Here is a 17,863-nt window from a genome sequence, read left to right as displayed (position 1 = left end):
TTTTATCTCCCTTTTATCAAGGGAGATTTTTTATTTTGTAAAGGGGGGCGTTAGTTTGGATAATCCGGTGCACGTTGATGATAGCCGTCAAATCTTGCATGTTGATATGGATGCCTTTTACGCCTCTATCGAGCAACGCGACACACCCGCCTATAAGAAACAACCATTGGTGATCTCCCGCGATCCACGACAAACGGGTGGACGCGGAGTGGTGACCACGGCTAATTACGTGGCCAGAAAATTTGGTATTCACTCTGCAATGCCGGCTCAGCAGGCGTTAAAGCTTTGTCCGAAAGCGGTATTTGTGACTCCTAATTTTCACCATTATCGGGCCATTTCTGATCAAATTCACCGTATCTTTCATGAATACACCGATATCATTGAAACTGTCGCATTCGATGAAGCGTATCTGGATGTGACTCAAAATAAACTGGCAATGACCGATCCAGTGGAACTAGCTGTTCGCCTGCAAGCCGAAATTTGGGATCAGACCCACTTGACTAGTTCAATCGGCATCTCATACAGTAAATTTTTGGCTAAGGAAGCGTCCGATTACCGCAAACCGGTAGGTATTACCATTATCCACGCTGAAGATGCCCACGATTTTTTAATGCAGCTACCGATTGAACGGTTCCGCGGGGTAGGCAAGAAGACGGTCCCCAAAATGCACGAGTTAAAGATTCTCACGGGCCAGGACCTGTACGCATGGGACGAGCTGGATTTAATTAACAAGTTTGGTCGTTTTGGCGAAATCTTGTATCAGCGTGTTCGTGGTGCGGATGATCGACCTGTGGAATATCAGCGGGAACGCAAGTCGATTGGAAATGAAACCACCTACTGGCCGTTTTTAACCACCCGTAGTGAGGTCGATACTCAGTTGGATAAGCTAGCCTCGATGTTAGCCGAAACGGTAAAGAAACAACAAATGCACGGTCGTACCCTGGTATTAAAAATTCGCTATGGTGATTTTAAAACCAAGACTAAACGGACAACACAGACCGATTTTTTAGATAACGACCCACAACTCTATGCTCAAATGGCTAAGGAAATCATGAACACGTTGCCGGAAAATTCAGAAGGGGTTCGGTTGCTTGGAATTACACTGACTGGATTGGCCCCGATAACGTTTGAAAACATTGCATTAAACCTATTCGAGCATGAACAGCGCCAAAAGTATCGTGATAGTTAACAAAAAAGGCAGATTTGAGTTATGATTTACAGGTAAATAATTTTTAAGTCATTCGTTATGGCTTCTTGCTTTCGGTGACTAGACAACTTATACTGATAAGACGACTAAGCGAGTTGAAAGGTGATACTCAGCATGACATTAAAAGAAACACAGACTGAAATCTTAAAGGCAATCAAACAACATCAAACGATTATTATCCATCGACACCAACGGCCAGATCCAGACGCCATCGGTTCTCAGATGGGGTTAGCAGGGATTTTAAAAGCGAGTTTTCCCGACAAAAAAATCTATGCGGTGGGTAAGCAATATCCTGGTTTCGATTGGCTAGGGAAGACGGACACAATTGAAGATGACGTGTACAAGGATGCGTTAGTATTGGTTTTGGATACTGCTAATCAGCCGCGGGTTGATGATGATCGGTACAGCAAGGGTGACCAGCTGATTAAGATTGATCATCATCCTAACGACGATCAGTTTGGCAATCCAATGTGGGTATCACCAGAGGCTTCCAGTACGTCAGAGTTAGTCTTCGATTTTTATACTGCGATGCAGCCTGAGTTAACGTGTACCGCTGAAGCTGCCAGAGTGTTATATGCTGGGATCGTTGGAGATACGGGCCGATTTATGTACCCGTCGACTTCGACGCATACCATGAAAGTAGCCGGCGAGTTGATGCAATTTGATTTTTCAGCCAGTGATGTTAACCAAAAAGAAGACGAAATTTCAATTCCGCTGGCGCGATTATCAGCTTACGTCTACGAAAACCTCACCATTTTACCTAGTGGTGCAGCCTACATTAAACTGAGTGATGAAGTATTGGAACCTTTCGAATTAGGTGATGAATCCACTAGTTCAGTCGTGCCGTTACCTGGCCGACTGAAGGAAGTTGCCGCTTGGGCAATTTTTGTGGAATCAAAAGACCATACTTACCGGATTCGGTTACGGTCGAAAGGTCCAGCCATTAATGAATTAGCTAAGCGACACGGTGGCGGCGGACACGCCTTAGCCAGCGGTGCTGTGGCTCACGACGATGATGAAATCAAGCAAGTCGTTAAAGAACTAGATGCCCTATTGTCAAAACAAGGAGAATAACATGAGTCAAACCTTTGAAGAGTTCGGTTTAAAGCCCTTTTTAAATGAGGCAGTGGCAGAACTCGGTTTTAAAGAACCAACGGGGATTCAAGAAAAATTGATTCCCGTAATTCGTGCTGGAAAAAGTGTCATTGGTCAGTCAGAAACAGGGAGTGGGAAGACCCACGCTTTCCTGCTACCTATTTTTAATGCATTAGATCCAGAAACACACGAAGTTCAAGCAGTGATCACAACACCTAGCCGTGAATTGGCTTATCAAATTTATGGGGATGCGAAGCAATTGGCTAAGCATAGTCCTCAGCCCATTCGTATTGGTAACTATGTCGGTGGTACAGATAAGAAACGTCAAATTGAAAAGCTGGAACGCGAACAGCCCGAATTAGTCATTGGAACACCGGGACGAATTCGTGATTTAATTAAAAACGGGGCGCTGGATGTTCATACGGCTACTCAATTTGTTGTGGATGAAGCGGATATGACCCTTGATTTAGGGTTCCTAGCTGATGTTGACCAAATTGCGGCAAGAATGCCTGAACACTTGCAAATGATGGTCTTTTCAGCAACGATTCCTGCTAAATTACGCCCATTCTTGAGGAAGTACATGGAAAATCCAGTGGTAGAAGAAATCCCCGTTAAGTCGGTGATTAGTCCAACCATTGATAACTGGTTGCTGCCAACAAAGGGGCATTCAAAGAACGAGTTGATCTATCAACTGTTGACCATGGGTGAACCTTATTTGGCGTTAGTTTTTGCTAACACCAAACAGCGGGTAGTTGAAATTGCGGATTACCTTAAAGCACAAGACTTGAAGGTTGCCGTCATTCACGGTGACGTGCCTGCCCGACAGCGTAAACGTGTGATGCGTGAAATTCAAAACCTCGACTTCCAATTTGTGGTTGCTACCGATTTAGCCGCCCGAGGGATTGATATTGATGGTGTTTCTCACGTGATCAATGACGGTATTCCTGATGATCTAGATTATTTCATTCACCGGGTCGGCCGAACGGGTCGGAAAGGCATGTCTGGAACGGCAATCACCTTTTACACGCCAGAAGAAGAAGAACAGATTCAGGAACTCGAAGACATGGGAATCGTATTTAAGCCTAAACAAATTAAGAATGGTGAGATCGTTGATTCCTTTGACCGCAACCGACGTAAGAAGCGCGGTCCTCGAGCAAAGAAGATTTCTGGCTCATTAGCGGGTAAGATTCAGAAGAAAAAGAGAACCGTTAAGCCTGGTTACAAGAAGAGCATCAAGAAGGCGATTTCTAAGGAACAATGGTTTGAACACCGGGTGGAAATGCGTCAAAAGAACCGCACCAATCGAAAGAACAAAAAAGCATCATCACAGCGTTACAAATAAGCTGCAAACTTGTTTTAGCGATAGAACAAAGCAGGTTGCATGAATTTTGTAAAAAATGTATACTAATATGCGTATTAATTGCGAGGATATGCTTGGCGGATGGATTTTTAAGAAACGTTTTGGGTGATGCGAAAAACGATTCCCATGCTAAGTGCTCCCCCGTAAAGAATTGAATAACCGTTGCTCAGCGCATTGAGCCTTAAGAGGTAAACGATCAAACATCGTTGCAAGTAAAGTGGTACCGCGTCTATGGCGTCTTTACTAGCAGCGGTGTTTTATTATTTTAAAAAGGAGAAAGACATTGAAAAAATTAAGCAGTAGTGAAATTCGTCAGATGTATCTGGATTTCTTCAAATCCAAAGGTCATACAATCATGCCTAGTGCCTCACTAGTACCCGTTGATGATCCAACTTTACTTTGGATCAACTCAGGTGTTGCCACCATGAAGAACTATTTTAACGGGTCAGTTGTACCAAAGAACCCGCGGATGACCAGTTCTCAAAAGTCTATTCGGACGAACGATATTGAAAATGTTGGCCGGACTGCGCGACACCATACCTTGTTTGAAATGCTCGGTAATTTTTCAGTTGGTGATTATTTTAAGACCGATGCCATTGCTTGGGCTTGGGAATTATTGACGTCTGATGAATGGTTCGGCTGGGATCCAGAAAAGTTGTATATCACTGTTTATCCAGAAGATGATGCCACTAAGAAGCGCTGGGAAGAAGTCGGTGTTGCACCAGACCACATCGTGGAACAAGAAGATAACTTCTGGGATATCGGTGAGGGTCCTTCAGGTCCAGATAGTGAAATTTTCTATGATCGTGGCCAATCTTTCAATAACTTGGCTGAGGATGACCCTGAAAACTATCCTGGCGGCGAAAACGAACGTTATTTGGAAGTCTGGAACATCGTGTTCTCACAGTTCAACCACGAACCAGATGGCTCATACAAGCCATTGCCACGAAAGAACATTGATACTGGGATGGGCTTGGAACGAGTAGTTTCCATTTTCCAAAACGCTAAAACCAACTTTGAAACTGACCTCTTCTTACCAATGATTCACGCTACTGAATCCTACAGTGAGGGTAAAAAGTACGGCCAGGATGACAAGTTGGATGTTTCCTTCAAGGTGATCGCTGATCATGCACGGGCAATCACGTTTGCAATCGGTGACGGTGCCTTACCTTCAAACGAAGGTCGTGGCTACGTTATCCGTCGTTTGATCCGTCGAGCAGTTGTTAACGGTCAGAAGTTAGGCATCAATGGTGCCTTTCTTTACAAACTGGTACCGGTCGTTGGCGAAGCAATGGAAGCTTACTATCCAGAAGTACTGCAAAACAGTGATTACATTGCCCAAGTGGTGAAGTCCGAAGAAGATCGCTTCAACGAAACGTTGGCTGACGGCTTAAACCTACTGAATTCGTTAATTGCTGAAACCAAGAAGAATGGCAAGTCCGAAATTGATGGTGCCGAGGCCTTCAAACTGTACGATACTTACGGTTTCCCAGTTGAACTGACTCGTGAATACGCCTTCGATGAAAATATCAAGGTGGATGAAGAGGGCTTTAAAGCCGAAATGAAGAAACAACGGGACCGTGCCCGTAAAGCTCGTAACACTGATAACTCAATGGGTGTCCAATCTGATGTTTTGGTTGGTGTTAAGTCACCAAGTGAATACGTCGGTTACACACAGTTAGAAGTTGAGAACGCTAAGATTACGGACATCGTAGCTGATGGCGAATTAACTGATGCCACTGAAGGCGAAATTGCGCAGGTTATTTTTGATAAGACACCGTTCTACGCTGAAATGGGTGGCCAAGTGGCTGATAAGGGTGACGTTTTAGATGAAAACGGCAATTTAATTGCCACCGTTGAAGACGTGCAGCATGCTCCTAATGGCCAAAACCTGCACACTTTGAAGCTGCACCGCGGTATTAAAGTTGGCGATCAGATGACCCTTAAAGTTGACGCTCATTTCCACAGTAAGGTCGAGAAAAACCATACGGCAACTCACTTGTTGGATCAAGCACTGAGAAACGTATTTGGTGGTCATACGCAACAAGCCGGTTCACTGGTTGAACCGAACTATTTGCGGTTTGATTTTACCCACTTTGGTCAAGTTACTGAAGAAGATCTTGCCAAGGTAGAAGCCATCGTTAATGAGAAAATTTTTGAGGAGATTCCCGTAACCACTACGGTGACCGATCAAGAAACTGGTAAGAAGATGGGCGCCATTGCACTGTTTAGTGATAAGTACGGCGATAAAGTGCGAGTGGTTTCAGTGGGTGACTTCTCCATCGAATTTTGTGGTGGAACTCACGTGAAGAACACAAACGAACTCGGTCTGTTCAAGATCACTTCGGAAACCGGTATCGGTGCGGGTACTCGACGAATCGAAGCAGTCACTGCTGGCGACGCTTACGAATACCTTGAAAAGCACGACCAAATTTTAACCAATGCGGCTGCAACGTTGAAGTCACAAAAAGTTGAAGATGTCCCTACAAAGATTCAGCAGCTCCAAGAACAAATTAAAACGTTGTCGAATAAAGCGGACAGTTTGGAAGCTAAACTTGCCAGTCAACAGGCTGGTGCCATCTTTGATAACGTTCAAGATATTAATGATAAAAAGCTGATCACCGGGGTAGTTCAAGTGTCATCCATGGATCAGTTGCGTCAGCTAGCCGATACTTGGCGTCAAAAGGCATTGTCAGACGTCTTGGTTTTAGGCGCTGAAGTTGGCGAAAAGGCTAACTTGATCGTGGCGGTCAGTGACGATACCATTAAGGCCGGCGTTAAAGCGGGTGACCTAATTAAAGCAATTTCACCAAAAATTAATGGTGGTGGCGGTGGTCGGCCAAACCTCGCACAGGCTGGCGGCAAGAACCCTGCAGGTTTGCAGGATGCCATGACTGAAGCTGCAAAATGGCTGTCAAATTTAGGCTAACGTGTTAGACTTTACTTACTAGGTTGAAAAGCGTTCAATTGCTGCTCAATATATTTCATTCCAATTACAACGCTCCACAACCATTGTCGTTCTTGGCCATATTAGGTAAAATAAGAACAAATAGCATTGGTGGAGGTGTGATCATGAGTACGTTAGATAAAACCATGTATTTTGATTTCGGTGATAAGAAGCCGAAAGATGTTCATGAGACATTGGTGACAGTGTACCAAGCGTTGGAAGAAAAGGGGTATAATCCAATTAATCAGATCGTCGGGTACCTGTTATCCGGAGATCCGGCTTATATTCCCCGTATCAACGACGCCCGGAATTTGATTCGTAAGCATGAGCGCGATGAAATCATTGAAGAATTGGTTCGCTTCTACCTAAATGAGAATGGGACGGCTACTAAGTGATAAGATTAATGGGATTAGATGTAGGTTCAAGAACTGTCGGAGTTGCGGTGAGTGATATGCTCGGGTGGACTGCGCAGGGTATTGAGATCATTCGGATCAATGAAGATGAAAAACAGTTTGGCATTGACCGAGTGAAGGAACTGGTTAAGCATTATGAAGTGACCGGCTTCGTCTTAGGATTGCCGAAGAATATGAACAACACGCTGGGACCCAGAGCTCAGGCTTCTCAAGATTATGGAGAATTACTGAAACAAACATTTGATTTACCAGTTGATTTTGAGGATGAACGGTTAACGACCGTTGAGGCTGAACGAATGTTAGTGGAAGAAGCAGATACTTCGCGTAAAAAACGTAAGCAAGTCATCGATAAACTAGCAGCCAGCTTGATTCTTCAGAACTACTTGGATCGCAAAGGCCCTTTAACAAAAGAAAAGTGAGGCAGACTAACATGAGTGAAAACAACGACGAACAACAAATTACAATGGTGGACGAAAACGGCAACGAAGAATTATACAACGTTCTGTTTACGTTTAAGTCACCTGACTACAACAAATCTTACATTTTACTTTATCCGGCTGGTAAAGCAGACGACGAAGAAGTGGATATTCAAGCTTACCAGCTTGCTGATGGAGATGATCCTGCTGATCCACAAGGCGGCGATTTGATTCCAATCGAAAACGATGATGAATGGGATATGGTTGAGTCAATGCTGAACACCTTCTTGAATGGTGGCGGTACTGATGCTTCTGATCAAGACTGGGGAGTACCAGATCCTAAGTAGATGAGTATTAGTGAGGTGGTATGACAGGTTAAAGTCTGATATCATCCTCGTTCATTTAGCCGCTGGTCCGTTCGGGTCAGCGGCTAAATGAGTTTAATCGCCATTATGGAGGTGAACTTTTTTGGACAATGCTAAAAAAACACAACCGGCCCGCAGACGCTTCAAAGCGGTCATTGATGGTCAAAGTTACACGATTGTTGGTAATCGAACGGAAGCTCATATGCAAGCTGTTACTGATTTAATGAATAAGCAGCTTGCTCAGTTAAAAAAATTGGCGCCTGATATGAGTAAAGAGGAGGCTTCGATTTTGTTAGCTTTCAACGCGATATCCGATCAATTAGAGAAAACCGAAGCTTATGATCGCTTAAAAAAGCAGGATCAGGATGATGATCGAACAAGTTCTTCTGAGTCCTAGCTTTAAAACTGTTTAACGGATTTCAGTAAGCATCATGAGTTACAACAGCATTTGAGTTATGGGAGTTAACGATGAATAACAAAATTTATAAAACAATGGCCTATGACCAAATCAAGCAGCAGTTAAGGCAGTATCTGGTTTCTGCTGCGGGTGATGCCGAGTTAAAAAAATTAGAACCTAGCAGTGATATTGACTGGGTTCAAGAACAGATTGATGAAACCAAAGATGGAGCGGATATTTACCGACTGGAAAGCGGCATCCCGATTCCTAAGCTAGCCGATGTCAGTCCGCACTTAAAACGACTGGCGATTGAAGGTACACTGAGCGGAACCGAACTGGCTCAAATCAGTCAAGTTCTAAAAACAGTTCAATCAGTGATTCGTTTCTTTGATGATTTAAACCAGCGTCCCGTTGAACTGCGACGCTTGTACGATGTGGTCGGACGGTTGGTTCATTTACCCGATGTCAGTCGTCGTTTAAGCGTCTCCTTGGAAGATAACGGGCGCTTGACTGATGAAGCGTCACCAGAATTACGCCGGATTAGGCGGCAAATCAATAATTTTGAAGGCACGATCCGTGATCAGATGGCAGGATATACTCGGGGTAAAAACGCCAAGTATTTGAGTGATACATTGGTGACGATTCGTGATGACCGGTACGTGTTGCCCGTAAAAGCGGAGTATAAGCAACACTTCGGTGGTATCGTTCACGATCAAAGTGCCAGTGGGCAAACGCTGTATATTGAGCCCGAATCGGTGGTTAGTAAAAACAACCAGTTGCGCGAATCGCAAATCGCTGAGCGGCAAGAAGAGCGTCGCATCTTATTGGAATTATCCAATTTACTTCGGCCCTATCAGGAAGATATTCAAAATAACGCAACGGTTTTGGGACACTTGGACTTTGTTAACGCAAAGGCGCGTTATGCGCACGATTTAAAGGCGACAGAGCCTATTTTGTCACCAGACAACCAAATTGCACTGCGTCAGGCACGACACCCCTTGATTGATCCTAAAAAAGTGGTTGCTAACGATATTGTCTTAGGTAAGGAGTATAAGGCAATCATTGTTACTGGGCCTAACACCGGTGGGAAAACCATCACGCTTAAAACGGTTGGTCTGACCCAACTGATGGCGCAGTCTGGCTTGTTTATTTCCGCGGATGAGCACTCACAGGTTGGTTTATTTGACGAAGTGTTTGCTGATATCGGTGATGAGCAATCGATCGAGCAGAATTTAAGTACCTTTTCATCTCACATTGAAAATATCGTGTCGATATTGGGTGCTGCCAGTGAACACAGTTTAATTCTGGTGGATGAACTGGGTGCCGGGACTGATCCGCAAGAAGGGGCAGCGCTGGCCATGGCCATTTTGGATAAAATTGGTGCCATGGGCAGTGAAGTTATCGCGACGACCCACTATCCTGAATTAAAGGCTTACGGTTATAATCGACCAGAAACGATCAATGCCAGCATGGAGTTCGATAACGAAACTTTGAAACCAACGTATCGCTTGCTGATTGGGATTCCGGGACGTAGTAATGCACTGGAAATTGCCACTCGTTTGGGACTTGAAGCTACCATTATCGATGAGGCTCGAAGCCTGACCGACGATGATAGCCAAGATCTGAATAATATGATTGCCGATTTAACGGCTCAAAAACGTCAGGCTGATTTAGATGCCGAGGCTGCTGCTAAAAACTTGGCGGAAGCTGAACAGCTGGAAAAAGATCTGAAAGCCAAGTTCGATGGTTATCTTAAGCAAAAAGATCAACTGATGGAATCGGCTAAGGATGATGCAAATAAACTGGTAGAAAAGACGCGGTTACGTGCGGATGAGATCATCAAAGATATCCGTAAAAAACAGCTTAAAGCTGGTAAGACGGTGATCAAGGAAGATCAGTTGATCGATGCTAAAGGTCAAATTAACGCCCTACAGCAGGATCAACGCCTGAAAAAGAACCGGATCTTAAACCGCGAAAAGAAGCGCCACAACTTTAAAATCGGTGATGAAGTCGTGGTACGTTCCTATGGTCAACGCGGTGTGATTATGGATAAAATTGATGATCATCATTTTGAAGTCCAAATGGGCATTTTAAAGATGAAAATTGAGGATACTGATCTGGAACGCGCTGCACCAGAAAAACAAGCGTCCAAGCCACGGGCTACGGTTACCCGAACCCGTTCCAATGGCGTATCACCGACCTTGGACTTACGGGGACACCGGTACGAAGAAGCCATGGCGGAAGTCGATCGTTTTATTGATTCAGCGCTCTTAGCCGGCTATCCGTCAGTCACTATCATTCACGGGAAAGGGACCGGTGCACTGCGAAAAGGAGTCACAGAATACCTGCAGTCCAATTCAAGGGTCAAGTCCTTTGGGTTTTCACCGGCCAATGCTGGTGGTGATGGGTCAACCATCGTTAAGCTTTAAACGCTAAATACTTGTTCTTTTGAGAAAATCTGATACACTTACTAAAGGTAAACAAATAAAGGAGGGATTGTTTTATGGCTGTTGCAGAAACGACAGATAAAACTTTTGAAGACGATACATCGAAGGGTGTTACACTAACTGATTTTTGGGCAACTTGGTGCGGCCCTTGCCGTATGCAATCACCAGTAGTTGAACAACTATCTAGTGAAATGGATGACGTGACATTTAATAAAATGGATGTTGATGCCAATCCAGATACACCACAAAAATTCGGTATTATGAGTATCCCAACCCTTCTTGTAAAAAAAGATGGTCAGGTAGTGGATACGATCGTTGGCTACCACAGTAAGGATCAACTGAAGCAATTACTGTCACAATACGTTGAAGCTTAGTTAAAAGCTCAGCTTGCGGTACATGAAAAAAGAGAGTGTGACACAACTCGATAGATTCCAGAATTTAACGCAAAAAACCTTATTCCGTCGAACTTTGTCGGAATAAGGTTTTTTGCGTTAAATGGCCGGAATCTGAGTTGTGGCGCAGTTTTAGACTAGATTAAAGTATTGAACAAAAGCAAACTTTAAATTGTCTTTAAGTCAAGAAACCAAATGAAATTTTTACCAATATAGACTTATGGCACAACCTCTTTTTTATATTACCAGTCGTTAGTCGATGATGTCCATCGCGTTCAGTTCTTGCGGATCTGAAATAGCATCTTTAGGGTCCAGATGCACAATCAAGCTGATGCCTTCTGCCCGCTTGGGTTTTTCACCCATTTCGGTTTCGGCAACGACGCCAACCATTTGTTGTGCAGTCTGTGCCAAGAAACCAGCCTCCAGTGAAAAAGTGGCGTCTGGCTGTAAAGCAAGCCGGCTGATGACCGGTTTGCCACTAAGTGTAAATTGCCATTCTTTAGCGGATTGCTTTTGTAGCATCAAATCGCCAAGTTCAGCTTGCTGAAAAAAACGAACGAGGTCTTGAATACTACCTAAGGTGAACCGCCTTGCAAGCTGTTTACCTTCCCAGTATGCAATACTGCCCGCATCGGCACCCAATAGATCGGTTAAAACAACGTCTCGAAAGAGGGCTTTACCAAATAGTGGGGCACTTTCGGGGTCTGAAAGATAATGCGCGTAAATCTGATTATTCATGAGGTGTTCTCCATTCACTTTTCTATTACGTTAAGATTACAATGGAATGTGCTAAAATTGCAAGATAATTAACGGAACTTAAAAAAAACTGAGATTTCTTGCTTCCGGTGTTAAAAAGGATAATAATATAGTTTCAAGAACTATTTGAAAGGGAGATTTTGATGACATCTCAACCGATTGGTTTTTTAGATTCCGGTGTTGGCGGTCTAACCGTTATTAAAGAAGCTCTCAAACAACTTCCAAACGAATCAATTGTTTTCTTAGGCGATCAGGCACGTTTACCTTATGGCCCTCGCCCAACTGAAGAGGTTGCCCACTTTGTTCAGCAAATTGCGGGCTTCTTGTTAGACCAGCATATTAAGGCACTGGTACTTGCTTGTAACACTGCGACCGCGGCAGCGTTACCGATTTTACAGGCTAAGTTATCGATTCCCGTAGTTGGCGTCATCGATTCTGGCAGTCAGACCGCAGTTAAGGTCTCAACTGGACAGCATATCGGTGTGATTGCTACTGAAGGAACGATCAAGAGCCACGCTTATCAGCGCGCCATTAGTCACTTAGCCCCAAATGCTTCGATTGAGGGTCTAGCTTGCCCCGACTTTGTAACGGTGGTGGAAGCAGATAAGTATCATGATCCACAAACAACGCAGCTTGTTGCTGACCAATTACAGTATTTTAAAGCGCATCCAGTAGATACTTTGATTTTGGGATGCACACATTTTCCGTTGCTCAGTGATTCGATTCGTTCGGTCATGGGACCAGAGGTGACGTTAGTTGATTCTGGGTTGGAAACGGTAAGGGTCGTCAAGCAGGTATTAACGGATCAAAACCTGCTAAATACTAGCGGTCAAGCCGAACATCCTCAGTTTTATACCACAGGTGACGTTAACAGTTTTACCGCCATTGCTAAAGACTGGCTACAACTACCACAGTTGAACGTGAGTCATGTCCCAGTTGAACGGTTAGAAATGTACGGTGATTTGAAGCTAAAGGAGTCCAGTCATGAAGCCTAATACATTAGTGATTGCTACACGTAATCAGGGTAAAGCACGGGAATTTGCGGAAATGCTTGCGCCAAAGGGAATTACGATTAAAACTTTAGCAGACTATCCCAATGTTGGTGAGATTGCTGAAACAGGGACCACTTTTGAGGAAAACGCCACTATTAAAGCTAAAGCCATTGCTGATCACACGCAGCTACCGGTTTTAGCTGACGATTCAGGACTAGAAGTGGCTGCCTTAAATGGCGAGCCTGGTATTTACTCGGCACGTTATGCCAGTGATCATGATGATGCTGCTAACAATGCCAAATTATTGAATAATCTGAAGAACGTCCCCGCCGATAAACGACAGGCGACTTTCCATACCACTTTAGTTTTGCTTAAGCCCAATGGGTTAAAATTAGTGGTAGATGGCGAGGTTCACGGTGAAATTTTAACTGTTCCTCGCGGTGAGAATGGTTTTGGTTATGATCCACTGTTTTTTATTCCGTCAAAGGGAAAAACCATGGCAGAAATGAGCGATGGCGAAAAGAATGCTATCAGTCACCGAGGCCGTGCTACTGAAAAGATGATGACCCAGTTCGACCATTGGTGGGAGGCGTAGTATGAAACTGTTAGCAGTTAGCGATAATCATGGGGACCGGCAGATCCTGGAAACTATTTTTGAAGCCTATGGTCATCAAGTGGATGCTGTATTTCATTGTGGCGATTCGGAAATGACTAAGGATGACCCATTGTTTAAGAATGTTCAGGTCGTTAAAGGCAACAACGATTTTGGTACTGATTTTCCCAATGAAGTTCAGCAGATGGTTGACGGAACCAAAGTCTTTATGACGCATGGACATTTATACGACGTTGGAATGAGTTTAACCAGACTAGACCTTAAAGCCCGCGAAATCGATGCATCGGTAGTACTGTTCGGACACACTCACCGGTTAGCTGCTGAAATGTCGCAGGGGCGTCTTTACGTTAACCCTGGCAGTATTTCATTGCCACGAGGTGAATACGCTTCGATTGGCGGTACTTTTGCCATTATTGAAGTGTTGTCTAATCAAATACACGTTGATTTTTATAATCGTGATTTGAAGCAAGTGACTCAGCTTCATCAGCAATTCCAACGCTAGAAAGGTAAAGTGAATTTCAAGAATGATTGACGAGCCAATTAAAAAAATGATTATGGCGGACCATGATCATTTAATTATTCCAGCCAATTTGGTTGCCAACGTTATGGTGAAAAATGATTGTTATCACGCCTTTTTGGTACTGACCAAGGTAGGCTACTCTAAGGTGCCAGTGCTAGACAATGATCAACACCTTTGCGGATTAGTTTCGTTGTCGATGATTACGGAACATATGCTGGACACGGATCATGTAGCATCGGAAAACTTGCGTCGCTTGACGGTGGCCGATGTGATGCAAACGGATTTTCGTTCGATTGAAGACCCAACTGATTTGGAAGAGATTATGCACCTACTGATCGACGATAATTTTGTACCAGTTGTTTCAGATGAGAGAACCTTTACTGGGATTATTACGCGTCGTGAACTATTAAAACGGGTGAATTATTTAGCCCATAATTTTTCCGAACAATACGATGTTCAGCCACTGCTGAAGTCGTTGGAGAATAATAGCGGTCGCTAAGGTTCGTACACAAATTTAAGCTGAGAATGATGGTTTAAACGCTACAATTAGGCTGTACCATAAGTCTATATTGGTAAGTATTTCAATTAATTTTTAATCTAAATTAGTATTTACTGTACTTTGGCGCTATACGTCAATACAGCCTAATTACGCGACAAAACCCAGATTCCGGCCATTTGACCCAAATAATGCCTATTCCGCAAAAACGCAGAATAGGCATTATTTACGTTAAATTCTGGAATCTACCGAGTTTTGTCGCAGTTTCGTTGTAGCGTTGATTAAGTTTACTTGGAATCGTTATGGTAAATGGTTGGTAATTCAATGTTAGCGTCGTTAATGGCCTTCAAATATGCGGACAGCAATTTATGCTGAACGTCAAATTGTTCGCCTGGTTGCGTAAACGTGACAACTTGAATCACTACTTGGCCATTCGCTAAGGGAACGGTTCCCAGATTAGTAGGTGCTTGAGTGATCGTTGGAAATTGAGCCGGCACGGTTTGATTCACTGTTTCGATGATGCTGTTGATCTGATCAATGGGTGAGTCTGGGAAAATTGGAATCTGCACCATGGCCCGCATCTCGTTACGGGATTTGTTGCTCACGATGGTGATGTTACGATTGGGAATGAAGTTTAGGGTACCATCCGCACTAATGACTTGGGTAGTGCGAATACCCACGGCGGAAACGGTGCCTTCTACCGTACCAATTTTCACCGAGTCCCCAACGTTGATTTGGTCTTCCATCAAAATAAACGCACCGGTGACAATATCCGAAACAAAGCCCTGCGCACCAAGGCCTAAAGCTAGACTAAAGATACCGGCACCAGCAATCAGCGTGCCAACGGGGACACCCATAAATGACAGCAACGCATAAATCCAGAAGAAAATAATCGTATACTGGAAAATATTCATCACTAAGGTAAACATGGTATCCACACGATTGGAGGATCCTTCAACAAACTTATTTTTTCGATAGCGTTTGAATAAGTGCCGGATAATTTTTTTACCAATCCAGTCAACTAACAGCAGCCCAACGGTGACGAGTAAAAGCTGAAAGACAGTTGTTGCAATCTGTTCGCCAATACGTTGCCAGTTGAAGTGCTGGATGAACCGGGTGAGATTACTGGTCAATATCATTACGATCGCTCCTTGAAATAGTTTCATCAATTAGTGTAACAGATTCAGGTTAAAAAAAGCAGTTGTTCCGGTGGGTTTATATTGCGTCAGCGTATTGGCAATGCTATTCTTAACCTAACAGTAAAAGTAAGGAGGGGTACAGTAGTGACAGCAGGACAAGTGGCAGGTTTGATTGCCGCCATCGCATTTTTGATTTTGGTATTATTTATCGGTGCCTTCTTGATGAAGATGGTGCGAACCCTCAGTGAGGTCAATAAAAGTGTGAAAACAATGACTGAAGATCTGGACGTGATCAGTAAGCACGCCGAAGATATTTTGGCTAATGCCAACAGCTTATTGGATGATGTGAACCATAAAGTAGCAACAATCGATCCCGTTTTCAAAGCAGCCGCTGATTTGGGTACGAGTGTTTCGGAGTTAAATTCAGCTACCCATGATTTAACGGGTAAGGTCAAATCAACAGCTAAAAAGACGGCAACCACCAGTTTATTTGCTAAACTTGGTGAGTCGGTTTTTAACGCTTATCGTAGTCGGAAAAATAAGGATTGATGATTGAAAGGAGTTTTTGACTTATGGGAAAGAAGTTTGGCTTTTTAGTTGGTTTAGCTGCTGGGGCAGCTGCAGCACACGTTGCCTATCGTCATTTAAGTGACGAGGATAAGGCGGAACTAAAAGCGGATCTGCAAGAAAAGGTGGATATTGCTAAGGATCGAGCTGTAGACTATGCTTTTTATGCCAGTGATGCTTGGGATGACTTTAAGGAAACTTTCTCTGATCAAACACAAACCGTCAGTGATCGGGTAAAAGATGCGGCTAGCAAGTTTGCCACCGATCCACAGCTAAAGCCTAAGACTGATGACGATTCATTACGTGATGAATTAGCTGATGTTTCCACTTCTGCTGATGATGATTCGGATGACATTGTCTTAAACAGTGAAGATACTTTTGGCGGTGCTGATGTCGCTGATGAGCCAACCACACCAACGGATGATCAGCAGACTGACGATGATTTCAAAGATAGTACTGATGAGCCTAACCAAGAGTAATTTACCGAATATGAATAATCAAAAAAGACAGCGCAACCATTGAGTAATGGTAGGCTGTCTTTTTGTTAGTCATTCAGTAAAGTTTTTGTCATTCACCAACGTAAGTGAGTTCTTTTGAAGTGTGGGTAAATGGTTCACAACCATCTTCAGTAATGTGAACGCAATCCTCAATTCGAACGCCGGCTACACCAGGAATATAAATGCCGGGTTCAATCGAGAAGCACATACCTGGCTGAAGGACCATGTCGTTGCCTTCCATAATAGATGGGAATTCATGTTCGCTCATCCCCATACCGTGACCAAGGCGGTGAATGAAGTACTCACCATAGCCGGCTTTCGTAATAATATCTCGAGCGACCTGATCCAGTTCAGCGGCAGTAATGCCTGGTTTTGCAGCCGCTTGTGCAGTTAATTGTGCCTCTAGACAAACTTGGTAAATATCAAGTTGTTTGGCAGTTGGCTTTCCCAGTGCAACAGTTCTGGAGGCATCCGAAATGTAACCTTGCCAAACTGTACCGAGGTCAAACAGAATCAATTCATTATTTTCAAACTTAGTAGCGTTAGTAGCCCCATGTGGTTCGGCTGCATGTGCGCCAGCTTGAACCAGGGTATCAAAGCTCATTTGCATGATACCCTCATTCATTAAGGCATACTGTAATTCAGCTACGACTTGCTGTTCGGTACGACCGGCCTTAACAGCGGCAAAGCCTTTCTCAAAAGCAAAGTCAGCCCATTTACCGGCAATCTTTAATTTTTCGATTTCATCAGGCGTTTTAATGACACGCAGTTGGTTGATGAAAGGCGTCATGTCTTGATCAAAACGGGCATCAGGAAAGACTTGCTTCAGATGCTCAAGCCGGTCTACTGAAAGCTGCGTTTTTTCTAAAGCAATTTCAGTTGGTCGACTAACACGTTTTTTCACGTTATCTGCAATCATTTGCCAGGGATTTTCATGGTCTAAGTAACCGTATACAGGAAATGAAAAGCCAGTATCTTTGATGGCTTCAACCTCGAGGGCAGGAGCAAACATAAAGGGATCCTGATTAGGGAACACGATCAGTGCTAACACCCGTTCGATAGGGTCACTGTAGAAGCCAGTCAGATACTGAATGGTCATTGGATCACTGATATAGGTAAAATCAGCGTGATGCTGTTCAGTCCATTGCTGGACCTGTTGTAATTTTGACAAAGTACTCACCTCGCATTAGGATGCAATTATTATAGCATGTTTAGGAAGTCATTCGTTTAAATCATAAAGGGGT

At 43.8% G+C, this 17,863-nt stretch carries 19 protein-coding genes; 16 read left to right on the top strand and 3 right to left on the bottom strand.

The window, feature by feature from the left end; translation table 11 throughout:
- Window positions 1-55: 55 nt before the first annotated feature.
- From dinB to trxA, 10 genes are all read left to right on the top strand, one after another.
- Window positions 56-1,189: a DNA polymerase IV gene (gene dinB / locus AC6H04_RS10255; protein ID WP_497571575.1), complete on the top strand. Its 1,134-nt coding sequence runs from the start codon at window positions 56-58 to the stop codon at window positions 1,187-1,189.
- A 132-nt stretch (window positions 1,190-1,321) separates the two neighbouring features.
- On the top strand, window positions 1,322-2,281 hold the full coding sequence (locus tag AC6H04_RS10250; protein ID WP_497571574.1) for a DHH family phosphoesterase: 960 nt from the start codon (window positions 1,322-1,324) through the stop codon (window positions 2,279-2,281).
- 1 nt (window position 2,282) lies between these two features.
- The gene (locus tag AC6H04_RS10245) at window positions 2,283-3,644 is read left to right on the top strand and encodes a DEAD/DEAH box helicase (protein WP_497571573.1); all 1,362 of its coding nucleotides are present in this window, start codon (window positions 2,283-2,285) and stop codon (window positions 3,642-3,644) included.
- Between the two features lie 301 nt (window positions 3,645-3,945).
- The gene (gene alaS / locus AC6H04_RS10240) at window positions 3,946-6,591 is read left to right on the top strand and encodes an alanine--tRNA ligase (RefSeq protein WP_497571572.1); all 2,646 of its coding nucleotides are present in this window, start codon (window positions 3,946-3,948) and stop codon (window positions 6,589-6,591) included.
- Window positions 6,592-6,734: 143 nt separating this feature from the next.
- On the top strand, window positions 6,735-7,004 hold the full coding sequence (locus tag AC6H04_RS10235) for an IreB family regulatory phosphoprotein (protein ID WP_089088721.1): 270 nt from the start codon (window positions 6,735-6,737) through the stop codon (window positions 7,002-7,004).
- Entirely contained in the window at window positions 7,004-7,441 is a 438-nt protein-coding gene (ruvX, locus tag AC6H04_RS10230; protein ID WP_497571611.1) for a Holliday junction resolvase RuvX, read from the top strand. Before AC6H04_RS10235 ends, ruvX begins: the two co-directional genes overlap by 1 nt.
- Window positions 7,442-7,452: 11 nt before the next feature.
- Window positions 7,453-7,785 (top strand): DUF1292 domain-containing protein, encoded by a 333-nt coding sequence (locus AC6H04_RS10225; protein ID WP_098825697.1) that lies wholly within the window; start codon window positions 7,453-7,455, stop codon window positions 7,783-7,785.
- A 121-nt stretch (window positions 7,786-7,906) separates the two neighbouring features.
- Window positions 7,907-8,200: a cell division protein ZapA gene (gene zapA, locus AC6H04_RS10220; RefSeq protein ID WP_497571571.1), complete on the top strand. Its 294-nt coding sequence runs from the start codon at window positions 7,907-7,909 to the stop codon at window positions 8,198-8,200.
- A 71-nt stretch (window positions 8,201-8,271) separates the two neighbouring features.
- Window positions 8,272-10,629, top strand: coding sequence for an endonuclease MutS2 (locus AC6H04_RS10215; protein WP_497571570.1), 2,358 nt, complete (start codon window positions 8,272-8,274; stop codon window positions 10,627-10,629).
- Between the two features lie 74 nt (window positions 10,630-10,703).
- Window positions 10,704-11,021 (top strand): thioredoxin, encoded by a 318-nt coding sequence (gene trxA / locus AC6H04_RS10210; protein ID WP_098825691.1) that lies wholly within the window; start codon window positions 10,704-10,706, stop codon window positions 11,019-11,021.
- Window positions 11,022-11,291: 270 nt separating this feature from the next.
- Here trxA and AC6H04_RS10205 read toward each other — a convergent pair whose 3' ends face one another.
- Entirely contained in the window at window positions 11,292-11,777 is a 486-nt protein-coding gene (locus tag AC6H04_RS10205; RefSeq protein ID WP_497571569.1) for a DUF2507 domain-containing protein, read from the bottom strand.
- A gap of 161 nt (window positions 11,778-11,938) precedes the next feature.
- On the opposite strand from AC6H04_RS10205, the gene racE reads away from it, so the two are divergent.
- Genes racE through cbpB form a run of 4 tightly spaced genes read left to right on the top strand, consistent with a single transcriptional unit; the run spans window position 11,939 to window position 14,419 of the window.
- Window positions 11,939-12,790 carry a glutamate racemase gene (gene racE, locus AC6H04_RS10200; protein WP_497571568.1) on the top strand — a complete coding sequence of 284 codons (852 nt, stop codon included), beginning with the start codon at window positions 11,939-11,941 and terminating at the stop codon, window positions 12,788-12,790.
- Window positions 12,780-13,382: an XTP/dITP diphosphatase gene (locus AC6H04_RS10195; RefSeq protein ID WP_497571567.1), complete on the top strand. Its 603-nt coding sequence runs from the start codon at window positions 12,780-12,782 to the stop codon at window positions 13,380-13,382. The genes racE and AC6H04_RS10195 overlap by 11 nt, the downstream gene beginning before the upstream one ends.
- Before the next feature lies 1 nt (window position 13,383).
- Window positions 13,384-13,902: a metallophosphoesterase gene (locus AC6H04_RS10190; RefSeq protein WP_497571566.1), complete on the top strand. Its 519-nt coding sequence runs from the start codon at window positions 13,384-13,386 to the stop codon at window positions 13,900-13,902.
- A gap of 22 nt (window positions 13,903-13,924) precedes the next feature.
- Window positions 13,925-14,419 carry a cyclic-di-AMP-binding protein CbpB gene (gene cbpB / locus AC6H04_RS10185; protein ID WP_497571565.1) on the top strand — a complete coding sequence of 165 codons (495 nt, stop codon included), beginning with the start codon at window positions 13,925-13,927 and terminating at the stop codon, window positions 14,417-14,419.
- A 284-nt stretch (window positions 14,420-14,703) separates the two neighbouring features.
- Here the strand turns inward: cbpB and AC6H04_RS10180 are convergent, their stop codons facing one another.
- Complete coding sequence (locus tag AC6H04_RS10180) at window positions 14,704-15,555, bottom strand: mechanosensitive ion channel family protein (RefSeq protein WP_497571564.1); 852 nt, start codon at window positions 15,553-15,555, stop codon at window positions 14,704-14,706.
- 144 nt (window positions 15,556-15,699) lie between these two features.
- On the opposite strand from AC6H04_RS10180, the gene AC6H04_RS10175 reads away from it, so the two are divergent.
- Window positions 15,700-16,104, top strand: coding sequence for a DUF948 domain-containing protein (locus AC6H04_RS10175; RefSeq protein ID WP_497571563.1), 405 nt, complete (start codon window positions 15,700-15,702; stop codon window positions 16,102-16,104).
- A gap of 23 nt (window positions 16,105-16,127) precedes the next feature.
- Window positions 16,128-16,601, top strand: a complete 474-nt coding sequence (locus AC6H04_RS10170) for a YtxH domain-containing protein (RefSeq protein WP_497571562.1) — start codon at window positions 16,128-16,130, stop codon at window positions 16,599-16,601.
- An 88-nt stretch (window positions 16,602-16,689) separates the two neighbouring features.
- On the opposite strand, the gene AC6H04_RS10165 is transcribed toward AC6H04_RS10170, so the two are convergent.
- Window positions 16,690-17,790 carry a M24 family metallopeptidase gene (locus AC6H04_RS10165; protein ID WP_497571561.1) on the bottom strand — a complete coding sequence of 367 codons (1,101 nt, stop codon included), beginning with the start codon at window positions 17,788-17,790 and terminating at the stop codon, window positions 16,690-16,692.
- Between the last annotated feature and the right edge of the window lie 73 nt (window positions 17,791-17,863).

This window comes from Secundilactobacillus sp. MJ173 (genome assembly GCF_059704265.1).
The sequence above is the reverse complement of the archived record's forward strand: the minus strand, read 5'-3'. Positions and strand labels throughout refer to the sequence as shown.